General features: G+C 51.1%; 21 protein-coding genes and 1 other RNA gene. 18 read left to right on the forward strand and 4 right to left on the reverse strand.

From position 1 onward, the window contains the following. Positions 1-72: 72 nt before the first annotated feature. Complete coding sequence (locus AAH187_RS07585) at positions 73-1614, reverse strand: fused MFS/spermidine synthase (RefSeq protein ID WP_342347840.1); 1542 nt, start codon at positions 1612-1614, stop codon at positions 73-75. A gap of 198 nt (positions 1615-1812) precedes the next feature. Between AAH187_RS07585 and murJ the strand changes: the two genes are divergently transcribed. The 6 genes from murJ (at position 1813) to AAH187_RS07615 (ending at position 8106) form a co-directional block, all read left to right on the forward strand. Beyond that, positions 1813-3432: a murein biosynthesis integral membrane protein MurJ gene (murJ, locus tag AAH187_RS07590; protein ID WP_342347841.1), complete on the forward strand. Its 1620-nt coding sequence runs from the start codon at positions 1813-1815 to the stop codon at positions 3430-3432. 73 nt (positions 3433-3505) lie between these two features. After that, entirely contained in the window at positions 3506-3868 is a 363-nt protein-coding gene (locus AAH187_RS07595; RefSeq protein WP_342347842.1) for a D-aminoacyl-tRNA deacylase, read from the forward strand. Positions 3869-4036: 168 nt separating this feature from the next. Beyond that, positions 4037-4600, forward strand: a complete 564-nt coding sequence (locus AAH187_RS07600; RefSeq protein ID WP_342347843.1) for a hypothetical protein — start codon at positions 4037-4039, stop codon at positions 4598-4600. A 445-nt stretch (positions 4601-5045) separates the two neighbouring features. After that, a complete protein-coding gene (locus AAH187_RS07605; RefSeq protein ID WP_342347844.1) occupies positions 5046-6566 on the forward strand; it encodes a GGDEF domain-containing protein in 1521 nt (506 codons plus the stop codon). Between the two features lie 57 nt (positions 6567-6623). Next, positions 6624-7544: an isoaspartyl peptidase/L-asparaginase family protein gene (locus tag AAH187_RS07610; RefSeq protein WP_342347845.1), complete on the forward strand. Its 921-nt coding sequence runs from the start codon at positions 6624-6626 to the stop codon at positions 7542-7544. 118 nt (positions 7545-7662) lie between these two features. Then, positions 7663-8106 (forward strand): VOC family protein, encoded by a 444-nt coding sequence (locus AAH187_RS07615; RefSeq protein ID WP_342347846.1) that lies wholly within the window; start codon positions 7663-7665, stop codon positions 8104-8106. Between the two features lie 38 nt (positions 8107-8144). Here AAH187_RS07615 and bcp read toward each other — a convergent pair whose 3' ends face one another. Next, positions 8145-8828 (reverse strand): thioredoxin-dependent thiol peroxidase, encoded by a 684-nt coding sequence (bcp, locus tag AAH187_RS07620; protein WP_342347847.1) that lies wholly within the window; start codon positions 8826-8828, stop codon positions 8145-8147. Positions 8829-9476: 648 nt separating this feature from the next. Beyond that, entirely contained in the window at positions 9477-9863 is a 387-nt protein-coding gene (locus AAH187_RS07625) for a hypothetical protein (RefSeq protein ID WP_342347848.1), read from the reverse strand. A gap of 298 nt (positions 9864-10161) precedes the next feature. Between AAH187_RS07625 and AAH187_RS07630 the strand changes: the two genes are divergently transcribed. From AAH187_RS07630 to AAH187_RS07660, 7 genes are all read left to right on the forward strand, one after another. Then, the gene (locus AAH187_RS07630) at positions 10162-10620 is read left to right on the forward strand and encodes an Rrf2 family transcriptional regulator (RefSeq protein WP_342347849.1); all 459 of its coding nucleotides are present in this window, start codon (positions 10162-10164) and stop codon (positions 10618-10620) included. Between the two features lie 100 nt (positions 10621-10720). Beyond that, positions 10721-13231: a sulfurtransferase TusA family protein gene (locus tag AAH187_RS07635; RefSeq protein ID WP_342347850.1), complete on the forward strand. Its 2511-nt coding sequence runs from the start codon at positions 10721-10723 to the stop codon at positions 13229-13231. Positions 13232-13237: 6 nt separating this feature from the next. Beyond that, positions 13238-13954, forward strand: coding sequence for a phosphoadenylyl-sulfate reductase (locus AAH187_RS07640; protein ID WP_342347851.1), 717 nt, complete (start codon positions 13238-13240; stop codon positions 13952-13954). A 76-nt stretch (positions 13955-14030) separates the two neighbouring features. Continuing rightward, entirely contained in the window at positions 14031-14444 is a 414-nt protein-coding gene (locus AAH187_RS07645; protein ID WP_342347852.1) for a DsrE/DsrF/DrsH-like family protein, read from the forward strand. 14 nt (positions 14445-14458) lie between these two features. After that, positions 14459-15547 carry a hypothetical protein gene (locus tag AAH187_RS07650; protein WP_342347853.1) on the forward strand — a complete coding sequence of 363 codons (1089 nt, stop codon included), beginning with the start codon at positions 14459-14461 and terminating at the stop codon, positions 15545-15547. Beyond that, on the forward strand, positions 15544-16344 hold the full coding sequence (gene cysD, locus AAH187_RS07655; RefSeq protein WP_342347854.1) for a sulfate adenylyltransferase subunit CysD: 801 nt from the start codon (positions 15544-15546) through the stop codon (positions 16342-16344). Before AAH187_RS07650 ends, cysD begins: the two co-directional genes overlap by 4 nt. A gap of 68 nt (positions 16345-16412) precedes the next feature. Continuing rightward, on the forward strand, positions 16413-18215 hold the full coding sequence (locus tag AAH187_RS07660) for a GTP-binding protein (protein WP_342347855.1): 1803 nt from the start codon (positions 16413-16415) through the stop codon (positions 18213-18215). A gap of 186 nt (positions 18216-18401) precedes the next feature. On the opposite strand, the gene sugE is transcribed toward AAH187_RS07660, so the two are convergent. Further along, positions 18402-18722: a quaternary ammonium compound efflux SMR transporter SugE gene (sugE, locus tag AAH187_RS07665; RefSeq protein ID WP_342347856.1), complete on the reverse strand. Its 321-nt coding sequence runs from the start codon at positions 18720-18722 to the stop codon at positions 18402-18404. A gap of 324 nt (positions 18723-19046) precedes the next feature. Here sugE and ssrA point away from each other — a divergent pair. The 5 genes from ssrA to AAH187_RS07690 all read left to right on the forward strand — a co-directional run. Continuing rightward, positions 19047-19398, forward strand: a transfer-messenger RNA (tmRNA) gene (gene ssrA, locus AAH187_RS07670). A 186-nt stretch (positions 19399-19584) separates the two neighbouring features. Next, positions 19585-20733 carry an ATP-binding protein gene (locus AAH187_RS07675; RefSeq protein ID WP_342347857.1) on the forward strand — a complete coding sequence of 383 codons (1149 nt, stop codon included), beginning with the start codon at positions 19585-19587 and terminating at the stop codon, positions 20731-20733. A 566-nt stretch (positions 20734-21299) separates the two neighbouring features. After that, positions 21300-22469, forward strand: coding sequence for a Fic family protein (locus AAH187_RS07680; RefSeq protein ID WP_342347858.1), 1170 nt, complete (start codon positions 21300-21302; stop codon positions 22467-22469). Between the two features lie 3 nt (positions 22470-22472). Then, the gene (locus AAH187_RS07685; RefSeq protein ID WP_342347859.1) at positions 22473-23819 is read left to right on the forward strand and encodes a DUF6880 family protein; all 1347 of its coding nucleotides are present in this window, start codon (positions 22473-22475) and stop codon (positions 23817-23819) included. A gap of 628 nt (positions 23820-24447) precedes the next feature. Next, a partial coding sequence (locus tag AAH187_RS07690) for a type I restriction-modification system subunit M N-terminal domain-containing protein (protein WP_342347860.1) occupies positions 24448-24730 on the forward strand: 283 nt, incomplete at its 3' end.

The raw sequence follows: 24730 nt of genomic DNA on the forward strand, positions 1-24730 counted from the left end.
AGCCGAGGGGTATCCTGCGCTGTTTTTATGAATTAAAGGAAGAACCCTGCTGACTCGAGGCAAAAGGGATGCTTACCCTTGCCCCTGAAGCAAATCGAGCGGAGAGAAATCATCGGTCAGAATTTCGCCAGGAACCAGTACGACCGGCTCCTCTGACATGAAAAATGCAAACCCTTCTGGCGGAAATCGATCACGATTCATCTGACGAGCCAAGACATCCAAAAAGTTCGAACCGCGCATAACGGAGACAGGTTTCCCACCAAAAAAAATCAGGTTCACGGACCCTTTTTTTGTATCTAACCATTCAGGGCCCGCGACCCCGTAGGGCACCACTTCAGGAAACGCCAGTTGCATTGTGGTCAACACCGCTTGTGCGCGGCGAACATTCGCCGGCGCATCGGAGGAAGCCAGATTCACGGCAACCGCGCCTTCAGGATTCACATGCTTCCGTAATTCTTCAAAGAATTCCTGAGTCGTCACATGGAACGGAATGAGATGCCTGGCAAACACATCGACCCACACCACGTCATACTGGAAAGGGTTGTTTCGTAAAAACGTGCGGGCGTCTTCCACATACACATGATGGTTGAGCGGTGGCGTATAACCAAAATACCGTTCAGCGGCTTGGACGACAGACGGGTCCATTTCGACAACATCCAATTCTAAATCCGGCCAGTGGTTCCCTAGCCACTTGGCCAATGATCCTCCGCCATGGCCTAGGATCAATCCTCGCTTAGGATTCTCGACAAGTGGCAACACACCCATCATGACTTGGCTATAGGGCAAGGCAAGAGATTCCGGCGTCGCTTTCCACATCACCGCGTGGAAAGTATTGTCCAAAATAAGATACCGGAATAAATCATTTTCACTCACTCTCACCTGTTGGTACGGGCTATCTTCCTGATAAATGGCCGGTGGCAAAATGCTGACCGGATGAAACCCCATCCAGGTTAATCCGCCTACGCAGGCAAGGAGCATGGCCTGTAAACCAGGCTGGAGTATGCCAACTCTCAATGTCCACCATAGACCAAGACAGATCTGGACCACGCCAAGGATAGCGACTAATGTGGTACTACCCAACCAGGTTAAAAGATAAAACGAGGTCCCCCAGGTTCCGACAAGACTCCCAATGGTTGAAACCGCAATCATGCCACCCGTATGACGTCCAAGATGCCCCATATCCCCGATAGCCAAACGCAGGAGAGCCGGAAGAACACCGCTCAATCCAAATGCCGGAACCGCCAACAGCACACTCGCTGCAAAACATGGCCCCCATCGAGGATCCTGAATCCATCGGGCCACGCCAAAAACTACGGGCTGCCCTACCCATGCCAATAACAGGGTCCAAGCGCCGGACAGCAACAACAGCCCAGCTAACACCCTCTGCGGAGCGTATCGATCAGCCAGCCAGCCTCCGGCAGCATACCCACTACTCATGGCAGCCAGAACCACCCCGATCAGTCCGCCCCAGACAAAAAGTGAGCTTCCAAAAACCGGCGCCAGAAGGCGACTCCCTAAGATTTCCAGCGCCATCACCACCGCACCGGTCGAAAACGCGGTCGCAAAACACCACCATCGTGGCAGACTGGATTGAGTCAACGAAGATCTTGTCATAAGATGAAGAACTGCATGGACAAAAGGGATGTGATGCTAAAGCATGAATTAAAGTGTGTCAATTCAAGACCAAGTGAAAACGCGCCTGTCCACGTCCTGCGTGCGAACCCGGGTCCCCTTATAATAGGGCAAGACAATCGTGCACTGACATCTGACAGGTGAAACAACTCAACCCTATCCGGTAATATTCCTATTCGGATGTCCCAATCAGGTCAACCTCCACCAGTCCCGTCTTCTCCTCAGAGAGAGACCCATCGTATTAGCCGTGCAGCCGGGCTGATCGGCGGAGCCACTTTCTGCAGTCGAATTCTCGGATTTATCCGAGATGTCATTCTCGCCAATTTGTTTGGCGCCAACGCTTCCGCAGACGCATTTTACATCGCTTATCGAATTCCCAATCTGTTGCGAGAACTTTTTGCGGAAGGATCCATGTCTTCCGCCTTTATTCCGGTTTTCACCGAATATCATTCGACCCGGTCCAAGCAGGAAACCTGGGAGTTAGCCAGCGCAGCATTCACCACGCTCCTGACGCTCGTGACCTTTGTCACCTTAATGGGCATCGTTGCCGCGCCAAGTCTCGTCTGGCTCCTGGCACCAGGCCTCCATGGGCAGGCGAATCAACTTGCCACAACCACGCTCCTCACACAAATTATGTTTCCCTACTTACTCTTCGTGAGTCTTGCGGCCCTGGCCATGGGGATACTCAATTCCCTCCATTCATTTGCCGTTCCTGCCTTGGCTCCGGTCTTTTTCAATCTGTGTGTCATTTTCTTCGCCGTAGCGATTTCACCATTCTTTGATCAAGCGATTCTTGCTGTGGCCATTGGCATTGTGGTGGGAGGACTCGCTCAATTCCTGATGCAATTACCCAGTTTACATAAACATGATTTCCCCTTGTCCTGGAATTTTCATCCACGCCATCCCGGGGTTCGGCGGATGGGCCTCCTCCTCATTCCTTCCTTGCTGGGATTAGCGGTGACCCAAATCAATCTCACCGTCAGCACGATTTTAGCTTCGTATTTTCAAGGGGGCCCCACCTATCTGTTCTATGGAATGCGCCTCATTCAATTCCCATTAGGGATATTTGGTGTGGCAATGGCCACAGCCATTTTGCCCACCCTATCCGGCCAAGCAGCCCGTGGAGCCATTCATGAACTTCGGGAAACGGTGAATTTTGGTTTACGCATGGTGCTATTTATCATCCTTCCATCAATGGTTGGGCTGATGCTGTTACGCATACCCATTATTCATGTATTTTTTGAGCATGGCGCCTTTTCGGCGATGGATACGGTTGGAACCGCTTCGGCGCTTCTCGGATTTTCTATTGGATTGTGGGCGTTCGCCAGTTATCGAATTCTGGCAACCGCATTTTATTCCCTTCAAGATACAAAGACACCGGCCATCGTGGCTGTGGTTGCGGTTGGCCTCAACATTGGACTGTCATTATGGCTTATGCAATGGCTTCAATACACCGGGTTAGCCCTGGCTACCGCCTGTGCCGCCATGGGGAACACCCTTATCCTACTTGCAATTTTAGGGAATCGGCTTCAGGGGTTACTGTGGAAGACACTCGGAATATCTCTGGTCCGCACAGGAACAGCCCTTCTCCCTCTCATCGCCGTTTGCGGCTGGATTGCAGGATTTCCGCTTTGGCAGACAACAGGACAGAGCCTAGAAAAAATTGCCTGGTTGAGCCTGGCACTTGTTGCGAGCACGATTGGATATTTTTCCGTTCACCACGTATTCATGTCAGAGGAACTTACACACCTGAAGCTCATGTTGCGACGGAAAATACGAAAACCATCTTCCACAACATAAGCGTTCAGACTCACACGCATGCCGTCCTCATGACCGGCTGGGCTTAGGATAGTCGTTAGCACGAAAGGGTTTCATGATTGCCGTCATTCAAGGCGTCAAACGGACATCCGGCACGGTTGCAACCCAAGTCATCGCCCCCATCAACCGGGAGCTCGTCATTCTGTTAGGGGTAGCCCAAGGCGATACAGATCAAAACGTGTCCTTCATGGTCGAGAAAATTCCTCGATTTCAAATTTTTCCTGACACTCAAGGGGAAATGACTGATGCGCTTCCAGACATCAATGGTGAACTCCTTCTAATCTCTCAATTCACGTTACTGGCCAATACCAAAAAGGGACGACGCCCAAGCGTTGAATTGGCAGCACCCCCGGAAGAAGCACGTCTGCGATATCGGGAAACACTGGAACAATTACGAGCCCTTGGCCTATCCGTATAAGCAGGAGTATTTGCCGCAATGACGATCCCATGACCCTCATCCTGGACAGCAGGGCAGGCAAAGGAGTAAAAAAGGTTAAGAACCTCTTACGTCAGGCCGATAGACACACATAGAAACCGACACACCCTGACGAAGGGACATTCGGTGGAAAGAGAGGGAAGGGCATTTATGACACAAATCCCTGAACAGCATCCTCTAAGACAGTTATTTGGCCGGTTGACAGAACGAAACTTTTCCGAAGCATTGGGATGGCCGGACTTTCAAGTAACAGAATACGTTTCAAACCTGCTCCTCGAATTTATCCATATCGATCAACTCGCCCGCATCAAAGACCATGAGGGAGAACCCGTCGAAACAGTAGTGGAACTCTTGTATGCGGCCGAATCCCATAGCCAACAGTCTTCTGCTGAAAAAGAGCGCGATATTCATCGTCACATCGGGGACCTGACTTTATTTCTCGCCGGACTCTTCCCCGAATATTGCAAACGAATAAAATGCTCCGGACTGATTCACCACAAAGATTTTTTGGTGGATTACGTCAAAGCCGGCAAACGCTCCTACAGCATTGTCGCGACACATCAAGACCCTCAGGGGAAAAATCCACCCGCACTCTTTCAAACGCTTTCAACAAATTTTGAACTCTGTGTCGCGGGCCTTGGGTTTGTCCGACTGGACCTTGACCGTTGTCAAGATCCGAACCTGAACCAAGCACAAAGCCATCTATTCCATTAGGCGCTGTTCTTCCAGGCATTCCCCTCCGCCCGCTCCTCAATATTGCTATCCACCTGGACCCTATTCTCTGACTCCCAAAATTATCCGGGATGGCCTGCCTCAACATTTACAGACTCGGCAAAACGGACAACAACTGCCTCAACATCAATAGGACCGAACATCACAATCATATCGAGGCCCCATGTTTTTCACTTGCATTTTCCTTGATCCGGTTTTCTCGCTCCAAGCGGGTCAAACAGGAGAATCGGTTCCGAATCAACCGGAGCGAAAGGAATTTCCCTCTAACACCTATTCAGATGGTCAATAAATATGCCGAAATGTCTGTAATTAGAAAACATCACAAATACATCCTCGTGTTCATAGATCCAATTAACGAGGTTTAGAACAACCCAGGATGCAGAGACTTTAGAGGCACTCGCGAAGGTCCTCTGACCATGAGCCTTTTATGACACCAGAACTTGAAAAGAAACTACAATCCTGCCCAAGTCTTCCAAGCCCGACAAACGTCGCCATACAAATAATCAACTTAGCCAACGAACCGGAACTCGACCTCAACAGGTTTATCAGAATTCTCAATTGTGACCCGGCGCTGGCCAGTAAAATCCTACGAATCGCCAATTCTCCTTTATACCCCTATTGCAAAAAAGTTGAAAGTCTTCAACAAGCAGTCCTGGTTCTGGGTCTTAATGCGACTATTTCTCTTGCCCTGTCCTTTTCATTAATAAAATCCCTGCAAACCAGTCGCGGAACTGGCTTGGACTATGGAATGTATTGGAAACGTGCACTTTTGGCAGGAACAGCCAGCCGTGTCCTTGGAACGGCCTGTGGGTTGGTCGAAATTGAAGAGTTATATCTTTCGAGTCTTATGCAGGACCTGGGAATGCTCGCCCTCGATCAGGTGTTCCCTGACCTCTATAATCCCTCTGACCTGGATCAAACATCCCATCCCAGAATCATCTCCCATGAATACCAACACCTAGGAGTCAATCATGCCGCCGTGGGGAGTTGGCTCCTGACCCAGTGGAATTTCCCGGATCGCCTCCGATTGGCCGTGGCCGGAAGCGATGACCCCTCTCGCATTCCCCTGGGAGATGAACGCGCAAAATTTGTCCACTGTGTGTCGCTGTCCGGGAAAATTGCGGAAATCTTTTTACGCGACGCTCAAGGCGCCTATCTACAATCCGTCAAAGAAGAGGCCTATGCTTCGCTGAATCTCACCCCAATGGCGCTCATGGAAGTATTGGAAACAACGCAAGGGCTTCTTCCAGAAACAGAGAAAATATTTCAGATGGACTTACAGCCATGGACCGAACCTCAAGCCATTTTGGAAAAAGCCAGGGAGTCACTTCTCCTTCGAAGCCTTCAGACTCTCAAGGAAGTTCAGGAGCTCCAACAGAATAATGCCGCCATGGAAGCCAAGTTCCACAATTTGGAAGAAACCCACCGCCACGATCCACTCACCGGGGCATTGGCAAGAGCCTACTTGGATAAATACTTAGAAGCCTCTTTTGAGCATGCTCTTGCCAACGAAGAATGTCTGACCCTGGTATTTGGGGACCTTGATAAATTTAAATCCGTCAATGATACCTATGGTCACCAGGCTGGGGATGTGGTTCTTCAATCAACCGCCCATCTCTTACAGTCAAAGCTTCGCACCACCGATTCGGTCGGACGCTACGGAGGAGAAGAGTTCGTGCTCATCCTGCCAAAAGCCTCATCAACCACCGCTGTCATGGTGTGCGAAAGAATCCTCTCCGCGTTTCGGGACACCACTCATGAAATTGCCGGAGACAAACACATTACCATCACCATTTCTCTTGGAATCGCGACCCACACACCGGATCACCCCTATCTCACTGTCACCGATTTGCTCCATGCCGCAGATGAAGCCGTCTACTATTCTAAAACCCAAGGTGGCGACAGGCACACCTCCTATGACAAAATACAAACCGAACAATCAGTTTAAAAGATAAGAAAAGACACCACGACTCGCTACCGCGCTTTTTTTTAATCCCTTCGCCCTTTGCCTAAGCTAACACTTATCCCCACACCGAAAGTCCTGATCCATGGGGGTGCAGGTTCCCGACAACCGACCCACAGTCAATCAATGTGCCTGACAGAGGCACTCATAGGAGGATACGAAATCCTCAAAACAGGGCATTCACCCTTAGATGCTGTAGAAAGTATGATCGGCTACCTGGAAGAATCCGGATTGTTTAATGCCGGGCGAGGATCGCTTCGACAACTCGACGGCACTCAACGGATGGACGCGTCGATCATGGAGGGCCAGACCCTATCGGCTGGTGCTGTAGCCGGACTGGAAGGATATCTTCATCCAATCCACGCCGCGCGACGAATCATGACCGATACCGACCATGTGTTGATGGCCGGACCCCATGCCAATCGCTTGGCTCGATTCTTCGGTCTGGCGCGCATGACGCACCGGAAGACACCGATTGAACAGAAGCGCATTCCGAGGTCAATAAAAAATATCAATCCTAAATCCCATGATTTGTATCGTAAAATGGGAGTGTTTGACACAGTGGGAGCAGTCGCCATCGACCGTGCCGGCCATCTTGCCGCAGGGGCCTCCACAGGGGGAGTTGCGGTCATGTTACCTGGACGGGTTGGGGATACTCCCTTAATCGGCGCTGGAGTCTATGCCGACAATACCGCCGGCGCCATTTCCATGACGGGTTTAGGGGAATCCATTATACGAGCCGGCATGGCCAAACATATGGCTATCCTGCTCGGTCTCGGCTGGACGCCCGTAAGAGCTGCCAACTATGCCCTCAAGGCACTGGTCAGCCGTATTCAAGGGGAGGCCGGATGTCTCATCCTCGATCGCACTGGCAGGTTTGCGATTCGGCATACCACTCCATGGATGAGCGCCGGGTATTGGAACGGCCGCGGCAAGCCTATCGTGAAAAACCGTTTTCCCTGAAAGGTTGCTAAAAGCCCCCTTTTAATTGAACGCTCAACCCTAGCCGTTTATCGAAAAATAGCACCATATTTTCATTGATCATCCGGAACATGCGATACTTCGGGAAGGAATCTATACTATGTCTTCTTCTACCTTTCATCTCTCTATTCCGGTCAGGGATATTGAATCCACGAAAGAATTCTACGCCCAAGGCTTGGGATGCGGCGTGGGCCGCCAGTCTTCCGTCGCCATCACATTGAATTTTCATGGCCACCAAATTGTCGCCCATGTGACCGAAGACCTTGGACCTCAACAAAAAAGTATCTACCCGCGACATTTCGGGTTAATCTGCCGAACAGAAGAGGAATGGAATGAACTCCGGGACCGGGCCCACGGAAATAGACTGATGTTTTTCCGTGAACCCCGTCGACGATTTCCTGGTACTCCTCTCGAACATTTGACGTTTTTCCTGGAGGATCCTTCGCATAATCTGCTTGAATTCAAATATTACCTCAATGCGAATGCCATCTTCGGGGAAGAGACGTTTTCTCAAATTGGCGACGCCCACGAACTGAACGGGTAGAAGCTTTTCTCTCACCTGACAGGATTCTCCGGGCAACACTATCGAAGGGCTTCGAGCACTTCCGAAAAATGACCGTTCACTTTGACCTTAGGAAATATATTCCTAATGGTCCCGTCTTCATTAATCACCACCGTCGTGCGTTCAATCCCCATATATTTTCGACCATACATGGATTTCTCCTTCCACACACCAAATGCCTGGATCATGGCCTTGGACTCATCACTCAATAAGGGAAAATTAAGTTGAAATTTATCGGAAAACTTCCGGTGGGACGAGACTGAATCCCCACTCACTCCGAATACAACCGCCCCGCTCTTTCTCAATTCCTGAATACCATCCCGAAAGGAACAGGCTTCTGTCGTACAGCCAGGCGTGTCATCTTTTGGATAGAAATACACAACCACTTTTTTTCCTCGAAGTTCGGATGAGTTCACAATGTTTCCAGTGTCATCGGGAAGGGAAAAGGCTGGAGCAGGATCACCAACCTGTAACTCACTCGTAGAAACGATAAGCGGACTCAGCAGAGCAGGTTTTTTCGTTTTAGGGGGGGATGCCCTTTTGACTGTTGTTGATGTTTTTCGAGATCCTGAAGCCACCCCCTGACCGGTTGATGAGGAACGCTTGGGTGTTGCCTTCTTTTTTGCAGCTACCTTCGGTTTTGTCGGTTTTGATTTTAACGGGCTTTTTTTCTTAGGCTGGGCTTTTTTCGCTTTGGATGCCATAGGATCCTCCTCTGATGACAAGTAGGTAAAACGTACCGTGATCACTCTTTCGCTGGAAAAAACTAACCCTGCTCAATATAGGAGATTCTCGTCATCTCCCTGGTGATGAGCGGCCATTGTACATCGGATCACAGGCTTCATTCCTCTATTTTTTCAAGGAAGCAGGCAACATGCCCCGAATCCTTGCTGACGAATGGATCGGGTATGGGGTAGATGCCTTGGAATCCTTTTGGCAGATAATCCTTTGTCCCAGGCCATCTCATTAATGGCAAAATAAAAGAGTATATCCACTAAAGAACGGGAAAAAGGAGTTGACGAACTTTAAAAAAAACGCATCATTCAGGGAAAAGGTTGACCATGAGGGTGAACCTCTTTTCACCCAACCTGTGGGTACAGAAACAAACCTCCGACTTGGGGTTTCAATCCTAAGCTTATTTCCGTTTATGGTTCACCCGCCTATATTGGAACTTTGGTAAGTGGAGGGGCTCCCCCATACTTACTGGTTCTCTAAAGGCGCCAAAATAACAGGAAGAAGAAGAATACCGGCTGGAGTTACCAATTCAATCCAGGAAGGGACAAACTCTTGATCGGGCTTTCAAGGCCTCACCCCACCGCCAGGGGATTTGAAGCGGAAGGCATTCCCCCGGCTTAGCTGATGGGCTCTTCAATTCGGAAAGAGGGAGAAGTTAAGGAAGTGTATTCATGAAGCCGCAATTCTAATGTTTTTATTTCCTTGTCTTTCTGTTTGAGATCCATAACCAGAAGATTATTCTGCACTTCAACATTCTGAAGTTCATCTTGCAAACTTTGTATTTCCGGATGCACGTGATCCAATTTTTCCTTAGTGGCTTGTAGTTCCCGGCCAAATCTTTCCTTCGTATCCTGTAGATCACGGGTCAGAGACTTTTTCGCTTTCTCCATCGTCGATAATTCGTCCTCCAACGTTTTCAGTCGGTCCTCCAGCATCATCTTCTCTCCCCGCATTGACTGGACGATGGTTTGAACTTCTTCAAGCAGATCAGCAATATCTTTCATCTCATTGGTCCTCACAACTCTTAAGGTTGCAACCGTTGATTTTTTTGGTACGTTCCCCATTCATGTATCGGCCTATTTTTTTCCGATATTTAGAGACCCTTCGATTTTTGTTCAGCTTTTCGTATGATTGATTCAATGGACCCCTGATGACAGATCCCTCCAGGAGGCAATAGTCCATTTACCCATTTTTAATCCCTTACATCTTTTTAGAGAAAAAGTACGGCTCACAGTTCTTGACAAATGTTTTCGCCGACTTTTATATTGCATATTATTCCTATCGTTTTAGTATGAATTGAAAATGAACAAGTTCCCCATCAAAGTCACCTACGGGATTTTGGCCACAATCGAACTAGCAATGCAGGACAGATCCATTCCGCTTCAGGCTAAAATCATCGCTCAACGACAGGGGATACCCTCTCGCTTTATTGAGCAAATCCTTCAGCACTTGAAACAAGCTGGGATTATTAGGAGCCTGCGAGGAGCTCAAGGAGGGTATACCCTGGCTCAACACCCCAATCAAATCTCCCTGGCGGATTTAGTGAATTCAATGAATGGGTGGGCGACAGAACCATTGCTTCAACAAGGACACACCAATGGTCATTCGGAAAGTCGACAAGTTCACAACGTCTTACTTTCAAATATTTGGCAACAGGTTCAAGAGGCGGAGCAGGCAGTCCTTCGTGGCATTTCTTTACAAAAATTGGTTGAACAGTATCAAACGCTCGAAACCCAGCGCTGCGTGATGTATCATATTTAGTTTTGGCAAAAGGTTCATCAGTACCAAGGTCGAACAGATCAGTGCATTCTAAGCAACCTATAGAAAATTATGATCCGCATACCGGATTTGGAGAATTATCATGAGCACCTCACCAGTCACTAGCCACCCTCCTATTCACACGGTTCCGATACCCCAGGAGATTCTTGAAGAAATAGAAACATTCGAGGATGAGGTGAATCGACTCCAATCAGGCGACACTCCGTCCGACGTATTCAAACCGTTTCGACTCCAATACGGCATTTATGGTCAGCGTCAGCCGGATGTCCAAATGATCCGGATTAAGATTCCCTTTGGCGGCCTTAACGCGAATCAACTACGCCAAGTGGCCGACATTGCGGATACCTTCGCGACCGGCGTGGGACATGTCACCACGCGGCAGGATATTCAACTGCACTTTGTTCCCCTCCGCCACGTTGGCACCATCATGCGAAAACTGGCGGACGTTGAACTCACCACTCGGGAAGCCTGTGCCAATACCGTGCGAAATGTCACGGCCTGTGCCTTGGCAGGGGTGTGCCCCGGCGAAGTGTTTGACGTGACCCCCTATGCAAAAACCGTGGCCTATCATTTATTACGGAATCCACTCAACCAAAGCCTCCCTCGCAAGTTTAAAATTGCGTTTTCCGGCTGCAAGCAGGACTGCGCCTTAACCCCCATCCACGATGTCGGGCTTCTGGCAGCTCGCAATCCGGAAGGGGTTCCAGGGTTCAAAATGGTCGTGGGAGGCGGGTTGGGGTCCACTCCGCGCCTCGCCAAAGTGCTTCATGAATTTGTTCCCATGGAAGAATTGATTCCCGCCACCGAAGCCATGCTCAAGGTGTTTGATAATTTAGGCAATCGAAAAAATCGAAGCAAAGCCCGGATGAAATTTGTCATCGACAAATTAGGGTTTGAGGAATTTTCCAAACGATGGAAAGAGACCTACGATGCCATGTTGGAATCCGGCGCCACTAAATTTGGATTGGAAACGGCCCCGTATCCTGATGATCCTCCCTTAATGATGCCGACGAAATCCGGGAACGGCACATCCATTCAAGGCAATGGAAACAGCCAACCTCATGGCTCATCAATCCATGGAGATCCCTCATCTCAAGAGGCGTTCGAACATTGGTGCGCGACCAATGTGATCACTCAACGCCAGTCGGGATTTAAAACAGCGGCGGTGAGACTCCCCTCGGGTGATATCACGTCTGAGCAAATGTTTGCGCTTGCTGAGCTCGCCGAACGGTATGCCAACGGAAACCTTCGTACCACCATCAATCAGAACATCATGGTGCGTTGGGTTCCCGATATTCGCCTCCGGCACTTCTATGACGAATTAGTCGCTCATGGATTGGGCGACCCTGGAGCTGAAGGCGTAGCCGATATCGTTTCCTGCCCGGGGACCGACACCTGCGGTCTGGGAATCACCTCTTCAAAAGGACTGGCACGAGCCCTGGCAGAAGTGTTCCCAGCCGGGAACATCGCAGGGGATCTGGAAGGGGTGAATGTGAAAATCAGTGGCTGCCATAATTCCTGCGCTCAACATCATATCGCCACGATCGGCTTACATGGAGTCGGCAAACGCATTGGAGAGCATGTCGCGCCAGTGTATGAACTGCACCTTGGCGGACGGGTCAACGGCACGGCCAAAATTGCCCAACTCATTGTGAAGGTCCCTGCGAAAAACGTCCCCGCTGCCGTCCAGCATCTGCTCGATCTCTATCGCCGGGATAAAGAAAATGGAGAGTCCTTGTTGGCGTTTATTGACCGCGCTGGAAAAATCAAGCTCAAAGATGAACTGATCCCCTACACCATCCTTCCCACGTATCAAGAGGATCCACAATACTATGTCGACTGGGAAGGCGATGAGGAATTTTCGGTTGAGGACCTCGGACCCGGCGAATGTGCCGGTGGAGCATTGGAGATGATCGACAATCGGATTCTTGAAGCGGAACAGGAACTATATCAAGCACGCATTTTGGCTGAAAAACACCAATACGCGTTTGCCATTAACAAAGCCTATCGAGCCGTGGTGGCAGGAGCGAAAGCCATCCTTGTCACAGAAGGGATCGATCCGAATACGGATGCCGACACCTTAGCGGAATTTGACAAGTTGATTGTCGCCAAGGGGCTCCTGCCCGCCGAATACCACAATCTGGCCTCTATAGTGGGCGATCTGGGGAACAAGGACGCCTCGGCTGACCTGACACAAGGAAAAATCGCGTTTACCAAAGGTTTCGTGGACCTCTGCCGGACCGTCTCAGACCAAATCGGCCAGGACCTCAAGCTGGCTCCCGCTGAACTGGGACAAAAGCCCACTGAATCAACCAAGACGGCAACCACGCCACCTGAAAAGGAATCCTCCCCATCAGGTGTGCCCGTTTACGACCTCCGGGGCGTGGCCTGTCCCATGAATTACGTGAAAACCAAGCTGAAATTAGAAATGATGGACCACGGCGACCAGCTGGAAGTATGGTTGGACGGCGGCGATCCTATTCGCAACGTTCCGGTCAGTCTTCGAAACGATGGGCACAATGTGCTCGAACAGGAACCCATGGACGCCGACGAGCAGCATTTCCGGGTGTTAGTGGAGAAAGTGGAACCGTAAAACGCCATGGCTCTTTTCCTCAATACCCATCCAACTCCGGAAGATCTCATCGCGGTCAATCGATCCATGGAAGGCCAGGCGCCTCGAAAGATTGTCGAGACCGCGATCGCGGAATATGGGGGAACGGTTATTCTGGCCTGTAGTTTTGGGGCCGAGGATGTCGTGCTGGCCGATATGATGTTCCGCTCAAATCCAGGCAGCACCCTCTTTTATTTGGATACCGATTTTTTATTTCCTGAAACCCATGCTGTTCGGGATCGGATCATTCAACATTATCAATTAGAGGATGATCAGATTATCCAGGTCAAATCACAACTCAGTCCTTCCGAACAAGCGACACAGTTTGGGGAAGCCTTATGGCAGCGCGAGCCAGACCAATGCTGCTCACTGCGAAAGGTTGAGCCTCTCACTCGCATCCTGGCAAAGTATGCAGCATGGATGACGGGTATTCGGCGTGATCAATCACCTACTCGTGCCAACGCCCGCATCGTCGAGTGGGATACAAAGTTTGGCCTTGTGAAATTTAACCCCTTAGCCACCTGGTCATGGGAACAGGTCTGGGAATACATTCGCGCGAATGACGTTCCGTACAATGCCTTGCATGATCGGCACTATCCCAGTATCGGATGTACCCATTGCACCGCACCCGTCATGCCGGGAGAGGACCCGCGCTCCGGACGATGGAAAAGTTCTGAGAAAACCGAATGTGGGCTTCATCGATAATCCGGCCACGTGAACATTCCGTCGTTCATAACTTCACATTCATTGTCCTCAATCAAGTAGGTATTGGAGACCATCAGTGAAAAAAATTGCCGTCATTATTACCAAAGGGGGATGGAACAACCTCTTCCAAGCCTGTGAGTGGATAGCCCTGGCAGCAGCCAGCGGCATGGAAGTGAGTGGCTATTTCCGTGACGAAGCAGCAGACCGAATGACCAAAGGCAAAATTAAAGAACTGACGATGTCTCCGGATTATCGAGGGCGGGAAGGCTTTGTTCGTGATCTGTTGAAAAATGAGAATAAAGCGGACCTCCCGAAAATGATGCAAACCTCTAAGGAAAACGGAAACGTCAAATTTTCGGTCTGTACAGATTCTCTGAAATATTTTGGAGTGAAAGTCGAAGAACTTATTCCGGAATTAGATGAAGTGCAAACCGCAGAGGCCTTCTGGAAAGAAGCCGTTCTTCCCACTGACCAGGTTTTGACCTTTTAACCCGGAATCATCGTATGGATCACCTGATTGCAAAAATTGGAAAAGGGCTGAAGGGTGCCAAGGATTTGACCTGGGATGAGGCCAAATTTGCCCTTAACGCTGTCATTGAGGGGCAAGCCACCGACGTTCAGGTGGGAGCGTTTTTGATGGCCATGCGCATCAAAACCGAATCTATCAGCGAACTCGCCGCGTTCACCACCACGGTCCGCAAGTGGGCGCGACCGATACCACTCCCGCATGCCGAGAACATGGTGGACCTGCCGCTCTATGGAGAAAAACATAACACTATCCATATGGTCGTCGCGGCAAGCCTTGTCGCGGCTTCGGCTGGCGCAGGCCTGTTCATGCACGGCGTAGAAAACCCGGACATCCCCTACGATCTCCCCCAAGTCCTTCGTCACTTACAGCTTCCCATCGCCCGTACTGCGGCGGAAGCCATTGAGCATGGCGCTCAATCGCCATGGGTATATATGGACTTAGCCGGATACCATGCACCATTAACAAAATTGCTGGATCTGCGTCAGGCATTCGGTTTACAAAATTTGTCCCATCAGGTGGCCAGACTCCTGAACCCTGCCAGGGTGGGCTCACAAGTCATCGGGATTTCCCATCCGCCATACCTGGATAAAATGGTGGAGGCCTTGGACATGCTGGGAGCAAAGCGGGCGCTGATTATTCAAGGAGTCGAAGGATTTCCCGAACTGTCCCTCTCCGCGCCTTCCATGGCTCGTGAATTACGAAGCGGGCATATTTCATCGTTGGTCTTTCGTCCCGATGATGCCGGGTTCCGATCCGGACCATTTCAAGCCATGAGTTCAACCATCAACGGGCCGGGATCGGGCAACCCTGAGCATGAAGCCCGATTGATGACGCAATTACTCGTCGATCGCCAGAAAGGCGACCGACGGAACTGGGTCATTATGAATGCGGCGTTACTGATGTATGCCGCAGGGTTGGCCTCCTCTCTCGCGCAAGCCACACCGCTCGCCCAGGAAACACTGGATTCCGGAAAAGCCGGAGCGTTCTTTACCTCCCTGGTCCAAGGACGCCCCCCACAGTCCAAATTTGTCATCCCACCTGCACCGGCGGTGATACCAGCATGAACCATATTCGTCAGTTAGAAGATCAAAGCGTCTATATCCTGCGTGAAGCCTACAAAAACTTTGATAACCTGGCCATGCTCTGGTCCATGGGCAAGGATTCAACGGTGTTATTGTGGCTGGCCCGAAAAGCGTTTTTTGGCCATGTCCCTTTCCCGTTACTCCATGTTGACACCAGCTTCAAAATTCCTGAAATGATTGAATACCGGGATCGCCTCGCACGCGAGTGGCGATTAAATCTGATTGTGGGCCAAAACAAAAAAGCCCTGGCTGAAGGCATGAACCACACAAAGGGACGAGTGGAATGTTGCACCGCCTTAAAAACCCAAGGCTTGAAACAATTACTGGAAGAGAAGGGCTACACAGGAGTTATTTTGGGTGTGCGATCGGATGAAGATAGTACCAGGGCAAAGGAGCGGTATTTTTCCCCGCGAGACAAAAACAATGAATGGGATTTTCGCGATCAGCCCCCAGAACTCTGGGACCAATATAAACTTTCCTTTCCTCCGGGCACCCATATTCGGATCCATCCCCTCTTGGATTGGACAGAGATCAATATTTGGGAATATATCAAATTAGAAAATATTCCCTTCCTGGATAATCTCTATTTGGATCAAGGAACCGGCAAACGCTATCGTAGTTTAGGCTGTGGTCCATGTACCTCACCAATTGATTCCACCTCGAAAAATGTGGATGAGGTCATCATTGAATTACGCAACACCAAGGTGGCAGAGCGGGCAGGACGCGCACAGGACGAGGGACGAGGGATGGAACAATTACGCAAAGATGGATACATGTGAAGATGACAATCACACCAGCCATAAGCCAATCTAACGACGCTCCTAAGGATAATTCCATCCGGGAGAGAATGAATATCGTGATCGTGGGTCACGTCGACCACGGCAAGTCCACGTTATTGGGTCGTCTCTATGCCGACACCGGGACGTTACCAACCGGCAAGATCGAAAAGATCCAGGCCATTTGCAAGCAACAAGGCAAAGAATTCGAATACGCCTTTCTATTTGATGCGTTTTTAGAAGAGCAACAACAGGGTATCACCATCGACACGGCCCGAACCTTCTTTTCCTGGGGAGGGCGACAATACATCATCATTGACGCGCCAGGCCATAAGGAATTCCTGAAAAACATGGTGTCCGGTGCCGCTCGTGCCGAAGCTGCGCTCCTGGTCATTGATGCCCTGGAAGGCGTGCGCGACCAATCAAAACGCCATGGACTCTTGCTCTCCATGTTAGGCGTCAAACAGGTCACCGTAGTGGTCAATAAAATGGACCTGGTCAATTACCGGGAAGACACCTTCCAGGCCATCGAAAAAGAATACCGGGAATTTCTCACCCAATTGAACGTCATTCCCCAATACGTCATCCCCGCGAGCGCCAAACAGGGCATCAACATCATCGAATCAAGCCGGGAAACCCCTTGGTACACCGGGCCATCCGTATTGGATTCCTTGGCGCATTTCCATCTGGAATCCAAGCGTGCAGAACAAACACTTCGTCTTCCCATTCAGGACGTATATAAGTTCGACGCCCGCCGGATTTTAGTTGGCCGCATCACAGCAGGGAAACTCAAGATTGGTGATCGGCTGGTCTTTTCTCCTTCCAACAAATCGGCCAATATCGAAACGATTGAAGCCTTCAATCTCGATCCACCGCCCACTCAAGCCGAAGCCGGCCAATCTGTCGGCATTACCCTGGACGAACAAATTTTTGTGGAACGAGGGGAAACTGCGACACACGAAGATGCCAGGCCGTTGGTCTCCACCCGCATTCGTGCCAACCTGTTCTGGTTAGGAGGCCGTCCCTTAGAAACTCGCCGGCCATATGTCTTACGACTGGCCACCAGAGAAGTCCCCTGCGAAGTGGCGACCATCCATCGCATTGTGGATGCCACCAATTTAGACGACCGACAGACGCAAACCACCGTGAAACGGAATGAAGTGGCCGACATCACACTTCGGACCAAATCTCCCATTGCGTTTGATCTCTATGCGCAGTTCGAGACGACCGGCCGTTTCGTCTTGGTAGATGAGTACGATGTGGCAGGAGGTGGAATCATCACGGAACTGGTCCAGGACGACCAGGAAGATTTTCGAACGGAGGCACGAGAACGGGATTCCGCCTGGGTCAAGGGAGATGTGGGAGCCGAGGACCGGGCCCGGCATTATGGACATCGAGCGGCCGTGGTCTTACTGACCGGTCCCGATGTCACCGCGAAAGGATTTCTGGCTCGAAAACTGGAAACCGTGCTCGTCGCAGAAGGCCGGCATGCCTACCTTCTCGCGCCGGAAAATTTGCAACGAGGACTCGACGCCGACCTGCTCGATACGAAACCGGATGAAATCATTCGACGGTTCGGGGAAGTCGTGCGATTACTGACCGATACAGGTTCCCTGGTGATTTCCACAACCAATGCGCTCCATGAACCGACCAAACACATCGTGCAAACCTTACAAACGTTGGTGAACCCGATCCCGGTCATCACCATCCATATGGCCAAAGATTTACTAGGGCCTCAGCCGGATACAGATTTAATTTTTGCAGGGCCGGAAAATTTCGACGACTGCACACACCAAATCATTGATTTGCTCAAATCCAGGGGGATTCTGGCTGAACCCGCCAGCGGCCGTCCCGACTTCCAGTACTCGATTTAAGCACTCCCCCCGTTCCCGGCCTTCCTCTCTTTTGCACGAGGTTGCAAAGGCATAAAAAGAGGACATTTCTTCTGATCCCCGCTTGTTCTTCAAACGGGAAATCCGCCACTTCCCTGTTCCAAACCACACCCCTTTAAACTTGAAATCACAGGACAATGAGAAAGAAATGCACAAACGTTTTTTCGATCAGGAAGGATCAGACAACTTTAGTCCTGCAATGCCCGCCACAATCATGGCAATACAAAATAATCTGACAGCATTTTTCGGTTCATCAAATAACAGAATACCCAACAGAACCGTGCCCACGGCACCAATACCCGTCCACACCGTGTAAGCGGTTCCCATCGGGATCACCCGGAAAGCTAACGACAGACAAATCATACTGACGGCCATGGCCACAACCGTGCCCACACTCGGCCACAGACGGGTAAACCCATCCGTATATTTCAATCCCGTGGCCCAGATAATCTCAAAAATTCCTGCCACCACCAATAATGTCCACGCCATAGACCTCTGCTCCTTCCTCTTCTCGGTTATTCAAATTGAATGGCATCACCCCTCTCCCCAAAATTATTCTCCACCTGTACCAGAGGATACGAGAAAAATCACTGAGAGGGACTCCAGGATCTCAGCAGATAAAAAGGGTGATGGCGTTGAAGGTCTTGTCCGCTTGTCATGCGGCTGCTTGATCTTTCTTCTTTGATGCCTATCTTACATATATAAAGGGAAAAACCCTTCTAAAAGAAAATCGTGTGAATCTTAAGGTAAAGGCAGTGTATAATAAAGAAGGCTCCCTGATTTGGAAGGGAGCGAATGGTGAACATGAACAAAGGGGGTGACTGGCTTCGACGGGAATCAAGAGGTCAACAGAGCGTGTCGAGCTCTCGGAGTCTCGTAAAACCTTCGGGAAAAACTTAATTGCCAACGATAATTTGGCTCTCGCGGCTTAATTGACCGCGACGTCCCTCCTCTCTTTGTCTGCGGGGGGGGAAGGGGCGTCACACTGCAGGCTGGTCCAAAGCTGGTGCTCAGCGGCGGCGGACGAGAAAATTCTGGGCTAGCGGGCGCTCTAAGCCGGTCGGTGGGCGTGGGCAACTGCGAATAAACAAATCATCGACTACACACGTAGGGCTGTTGCGCTGAATGTTCTCGGACAGGGGTTCAATTCCCCTCACCTCCACCAATCGGCCTCTGGATCACAAGATCCAGAGGCCTTTTTTTTTGGACACACCCAAACTACTCACGCCTCAAACACATGCTTGAAACCTTCCCGCCTCAACACATTGCCCCATTCGGCTGAACCCGAATCCGAAATAACCATGAAATTCAACTATAATGTGATGGATTTTCATGGTAAAATCCGTAAGCCATGATTGAACGACCGGCCATCCTTTCCACACTGAAAACGGCCATCCAGCGCAGCAGAGTGGTCGTCTTGTCCGGTCCACGCCAGTGTGGCAAGACCACGTTGGCGCGGGAATTACTGGGCGAGGAATCCGTCAACTATTTTGACTTGGAGGATCCGGCAAGCCTCGCTCGGCTTGATGAGCCAATGACGGCCTTGCGCCCGTTGAAGGGACTGGTCGTCATCGACGAAGTCCAACGACGACCGGACTTATTCCCGGTGTTGCGGGTCCTAGCCGATCGAAAGGGAACACCCTCACGCTTTTTGATTCTGGGCAGCGCCTCTGGCGATTTGCTCCGGCAAAGCTCGGAAAGCCTGGCTGGGCGAATGGAGTATGTGACCATAGGAGGGTTTACATTATCCGAGCTGAGCGCGTCAGCCGAGCCGCAACTGTGGCGACGGGGCGGCTTTCCTTTGTCCTATTTAGCCAAAGCAGAGGCCGATAGCCTCGCCTGGCGCAAAAGCTTCGTCCGCACTCTACTTGAACGCGATTTTCCCCAATGGGGCGTGCGTGTCCCCGCAGCCGCCTTACAACGTTTTTGGACCATGCTGGCGCATTATCACGGTCAAGTCTGGAATGCGGCCGAACCCGCACGGGCCTTGGGCGTCAGTGAATCCACCACTCGACGCTACCTTGACCTGCTCACCGACGCACTGATGATCCGGCAGCTACAGCCATGGCACGCCAATCTTGGCAAGCGCCAAGTCAAAGCGCCCAAGGTGTATGTCCGGGACACCGGACTGTTACACCACCTCCTCGGCATCGACACGGCGAAAGCCCTCGTCAGTCATCCCAAGCTTGGAGCATCCTGGGAAGGTTTCGTCATCGAACAGATATTGATGATGGAGCCGCACGACGACGCCTATTTCTGGGCAACCCATCAAGGAGCTGAGATCGATCTGGTTCTGCGTCGTGGTAACCGGTTACTAGGGGTGGAATGCAAACGAGCCAATGCTCCGCGCCTGACGCCTTCCATCCGAATTTCGCTGGAAGACCTGGGCCTGGAACGCGTAGCGGTCATCTATCCAGGCAATAAACGCTTTCCGTTATCTGAGAATGTGGAAGCCATTCCCTTAGACGAACTAGGGCAGGGCCAACCACTATTTGCGTAAGCGGACTCACAAGAACAAACGTGCCTGATTGGGATGGCCCCATACCAGCCAAGTGGTGTATTTCACTAAACCTTTAAAAAGGAAACAGCGGGGCACACCCCCAACCACTAGTTCTCATAGAGGCCACAGAAACACACACCGACAAATTGCAGGGTAGATCTGATATTTGGACGACCCGGAGTATGTGCTATGTAAACCTGCAACAAACTGAGTTTCCTTTCCCACTACCTTCATATTCTTGAAAATATGATGTTCATGAAACATGAACAATGCAAAAACATGAACACACTCAAAATCTGCTATCTATGTAATCCCTCAAAACCTGTGTCATGAGGATCTTCTTTTTTAGCACCCACTTTTTATAATTAAGTGGCGTTACACAGCAAGAAGTAAGTATCCCCCCTTGATCAAGTTGAGGTACCAATCTCTCCTCCCATTTAAAAAATCAATGAAAACAAGTGCCGTACTTTGCTTGCCTTTTCCGTTATTCTATTTTTTTTTAGCTAAATAGACTAACCTATAATAAAAAATACTCTTATTTTAGGTTCGCTGCAAAGGGAGAAGGGATGAAACGGGAAATTCAGGGCCATTACGTGACGGTGACGACGACCGGCGAAAACGTACAGGCCTTTGTCCCGGCCCCACTTCCACCGCGTCCACCCATCGACTGGACTCCGGACTTGCGCAGTAAGTTCGACCAGGCCCTATTGGCTCTCGGGCGATTGGATAGCGTTTCTACACTTCTGCCGGACACTTCCATATTTCTGTACATGTATGTCCGGAAAGAGGCGGTGCTCTCCTCGATGATCGAGGGGACACAGTCGTCGTTAGCGGACCTGTTGCTATTCGAGCTGGATCAAGAACCCGGTGTCCCGTTGGACGACGTGCGGGAGGTCAGCAACTACGTGGCGGCCCTCTATCATGGGTTGCGCCGTTTGGCGGAGGGGTTCCCACTCTCCCTCCGGTTGATCCAGGAAATCCACGGTGTCTTACTGACTAAGGGTCGCGGCAGCACCCAAACGCCGGGAGAGTTCCGGCGCAGCCAGAACTGGATTGGCGGCACTCGTCCCGGCAACGCCATCTTTGTTCCGCCTCCGGCCGAGGAGGTGTTGTCGTGCATGGGCACCCTCGAACTCTTCCTCCACGACAAACCCGAACCCACGCCGGTCCTGCTCAAGGCGGCGCTGGCGCATGTGCAGTTCGAAACCATCCACCCGTTCCTGGACGGCAACGGCCGTCTTGGCCGTCTCTTGATCACACTGTTGCTGTGCGAACGGAAGATGGTGCGGGAGCCCATGCTCTATTTGAGCCTCTATTTCAAGACCCATCGACAACAGTATTACGAATTGCTCAACCAAGTTCGTATGACTGGCGATTGGGAATCCTGGCTCGATTTCTTCGCTGAAGCGGTCACGGTCACCGCCACCCAGGCGGTGGAAACAGCTCAGCAGCTTCTCAACGTGTCCAACCAGGATCGTGAAAAAATCAGCGGGCTTGGCCGGGCCACGGCTTCTGCCCTCCAGATTCACCGGGCCTTGATGGAACACCCCATCGCCACGTCCAACTGGCTAGTTGAAAAAACCGGCCTCACGCCCGCGACCGTAAACAAGACGCTGGGACACTTAGAAACACTCGGTGTCGTACAGGAGCTCACTGCCCAAAAACGTAATCGGCTGTTCAGTTACAGCGGATATGTGGAGATCATGAACCGGGGAACAAAGCTACCAGAGCGATAGCCGATGAGTGATCACAGGAAACAGCGCCTTAGAGATTTGGGAGCCGACGCATTGGCAGAGGCACTTTTGAAACTCGCCAATCGCGATGAATCAGCTGAAGTGATGGTGGAAAGGCTGATAACCACCCCCAAAGAAGCCCTCAAACATGTGAAATCGAAGCTCTCCGGACTCAAACGCTCCAGAAAATTCATATCCTGGCGTGAGTCTGCTCACTTTGCTCGGGAGCTGGAAGACGTACTGCAAGACATCAAGGCAGGTGTTGATGATTCCCGCACAGGTGCGGAATTAATGGCGTCATTTTTTGAGACCGACGGAGGAACACTCGGCCGGTGTGATGACTCCAGCGGCCATATCGGCGATGTGTACCGTTTAGAAGCCAAGGACCTGTTCGTGGAGTATGCCGCACGATGCGATGACAAAAAGTGGCTGGGAGAGCTCGTACTCACGCTAAACCGGAAAGACGACTACGGCGTGCGGGATACATTAATCGATTGCGCGGCGGCGTACCTGCCTGAATCACAGATTCGAAACATGATTGCCCGCCTCAACACATTGGCCGAGGCAGAAACGGAGGAATACCAAAAGCGGCACTGGCTACTCGGCATCGAATCCCTGGCCCGCCAAATCAAGGATCCGGCGCTCTTCGAGAAGACCCGGATCGCCGCTTGGGGAAAGCCGTCCACTTCCGCCTGCGCGGACATCGCCCGTGTGTACCTGGAAAGCGGCGATGCCGAAACAGCCTTGTTATGGCTCGAACGGGTTCCGGCACAAGAGACCTTTCAGATCGACGAACGGGATCAATTGCTACTCCAAATCTATGACCTCCTCGGGAACAGGGAGAAACAGGCGAACGTCGCCTGGCGGATCTTTAGGCGACTTCGATGTTCCGATTCACTTCATGCCCTGCTGGCCGTCATCGGCCAGGAGAAAGGGGAAGGGATCATGAGAGACGAAATTCAGACGATTGTTAGCCAGAAGACTCTGGTCCTTTCCGATGCCGCATTCCTCCTCGAAATTGGATGTTTCGAAGAGGGTGAAAGGTACTTACTCGACCGAGCCGATCAACTCAACGGTGACTTCTATGGAAGCTTGGTTCCGCTTGCCGAAATTTTGGAAACGAAAGGACGGGCGCTCGGGGCCACCATCCTATATCGGGCACTGCTCGATTCCATTCTACGGCGAGCACGGACCAAGACATATCCCCATGGAGTCCGGTATCTCAAGAAACTGGACAAGCTCGCACCATCGATTTCCGACTGGCGGAATTTCCACGACCATAGCATCTATTCCGAACATCTCCAGGAGAAACATCGCCGAAAGACCAGTTTCTGGTCACGATATAGAGCGTGATGCGCAGAACATACGGACCAGGGTATAGAAGAAAACAGGATCATACCGAAGGTATGGTTCTCGCTCTTTCATCTGGAACCTTGAATCGTCGCTCCCAGGGTCCGACGCCTGCCGTCCGGCCCTCTGAATGGACGCTCCGATAATCCGGCAAGCCTTGTTTGAGCGCAGAGATTTGGCTCGCCCTGCCGTGACTTGCGTCCATCTCATTTCATGAGGCCGGGTGGGGCGTCAATGGTTTTGGCTACTTTTGCCGGAACAAAAGTGGCTCGGCTGCCGGGCCGAAACCCGGCAATACAGAAAAGCACGGTGATACGGGAGTTCGGGAAAAAGAAGCGCCTCATTAAACATGATGGCTTCGTAAGGCCAGAACCATTTCTGTATGATCCAGAAAACATAGGTGTTCCCTCCACCAAAGGCGGTCAGCCAAAAATTGCGGGAAAGGATCTGGGAGAAAAATTTTGAAGGAATGGATTAAACCCTTACAGACAAATGCTATAGTTCACCAGACGTGCCACAAAAGACGACCCGGCCATGAACCAGATGACACGATGAATGCGAATGCCGGCATCCTGTAAACCCTCGCAAGCCCCGGTCGCCAGACAACACTCGACACCCACGTGAAACACCGATGACCAAACTGACGCTCGGCCAATTATCCAGCCTCCTGTTCCGTGCCTGCGATGATTTGCGCGGCAACATGGATGCCTCGGAGTACAAGGAATACATCTTCGGCATGCTCTTTCTGAAGCGGCTCTCGGACCTTTTCGACCAGGAGCGCCAGGAACTCGCCAAAGACCTCAAGGCCAAAGGCATGGCCGACACCCTCATTGCCGCCCAACTGGACAACCCCGACAAGTACACCTTCTTCGTCCCCGAAGAAGCCCGATGGTCGAAGATCCGGCACCTCAAAA

It is taken from the genome of uncultured Nitrospira sp. (genome assembly GCA_902500695.1).
Classification (GTDB): domain Bacteria; phylum Nitrospirota; class Nitrospiria; order Nitrospirales; family UBA8639; genus Nitrospira_E.

Coding starts and splice junctions, on each gene's coding strand:
- AAH187_RS07585 (WP_342347840.1), bottom strand. CDS start 1,614: ATGACAAGATCTTCGTTGACTCAATCCAGTCTGCCACGATGGTGGTGT.
- murJ (WP_342347841.1), top strand. CDS start 1,813: ATGTCCCAATCAGGTCAACCTCCACCAGTCCCGTCTTCTCCTCAGAGA.
- AAH187_RS07595 (WP_342347842.1), top strand. CDS start 3,506: ATGATTGCCGTCATTCAAGGCGTCAAACGGACATCCGGCACGGTTGCA.
- AAH187_RS07600 (WP_342347843.1), top strand. CDS start 4,037: ATGACACAAATCCCTGAACAGCATCCTCTAAGACAGTTATTTGGCCGG.
- AAH187_RS07605 (WP_342347844.1), top strand. CDS start 5,046: ATGACACCAGAACTTGAAAAGAAACTACAATCCTGCCCAAGTCTTCCA.
- AAH187_RS07615 (WP_342347846.1), top strand. CDS start 7,663: ATGTCTTCTTCTACCTTTCATCTCTCTATTCCGGTCAGGGATATTGAA.
- bcp (WP_342347847.1), bottom strand. CDS start 8,828: ATGGCATCCAAAGCGAAAAAAGCCCAGCCTAAGAAAAAAAGCCCGTTA.
- AAH187_RS07625 (WP_342347848.1), bottom strand. CDS start 9,863: ATGAAAGATATTGCTGATCTGCTTGAAGAAGTTCAAACCATCGTCCAG.
- AAH187_RS07630 (WP_342347849.1), top strand. CDS start 10,162: ATGAACAAGTTCCCCATCAAAGTCACCTACGGGATTTTGGCCACAATC.
- AAH187_RS07635 (WP_342347850.1), top strand. CDS start 10,721: ATGAGCACCTCACCAGTCACTAGCCACCCTCCTATTCACACGGTTCCG.
- AAH187_RS07640 (WP_342347851.1), top strand. CDS start 13,238: ATGGCTCTTTTCCTCAATACCCATCCAACTCCGGAAGATCTCATCGCG.
- AAH187_RS07650 (WP_342347853.1), top strand. CDS start 14,459: ATGGATCACCTGATTGCAAAAATTGGAAAAGGGCTGAAGGGTGCCAAG.
- cysD (WP_342347854.1), top strand. CDS start 15,544: ATGAACCATATTCGTCAGTTAGAAGATCAAAGCGTCTATATCCTGCGT.
- AAH187_RS07660 (WP_342347855.1), top strand. CDS start 16,413: ATGAATATCGTGATCGTGGGTCACGTCGACCACGGCAAGTCCACGTTA.
- sugE (WP_342347856.1), bottom strand. CDS start 18,722: ATGGCGTGGACATTATTGGTGGTGGCAGGAATTTTTGAGATTATCTGG.
- AAH187_RS07675 (WP_342347857.1), top strand. CDS start 19,585: ATGATTGAACGACCGGCCATCCTTTCCACACTGAAAACGGCCATCCAG.
- AAH187_RS07680 (WP_342347858.1), top strand. CDS start 21,300: ATGAAACGGGAAATTCAGGGCCATTACGTGACGGTGACGACGACCGGC.
- AAH187_RS07685 (WP_342347859.1), top strand. CDS start 22,473: ATGAGTGATCACAGGAAACAGCGCCTTAGAGATTTGGGAGCCGACGCA.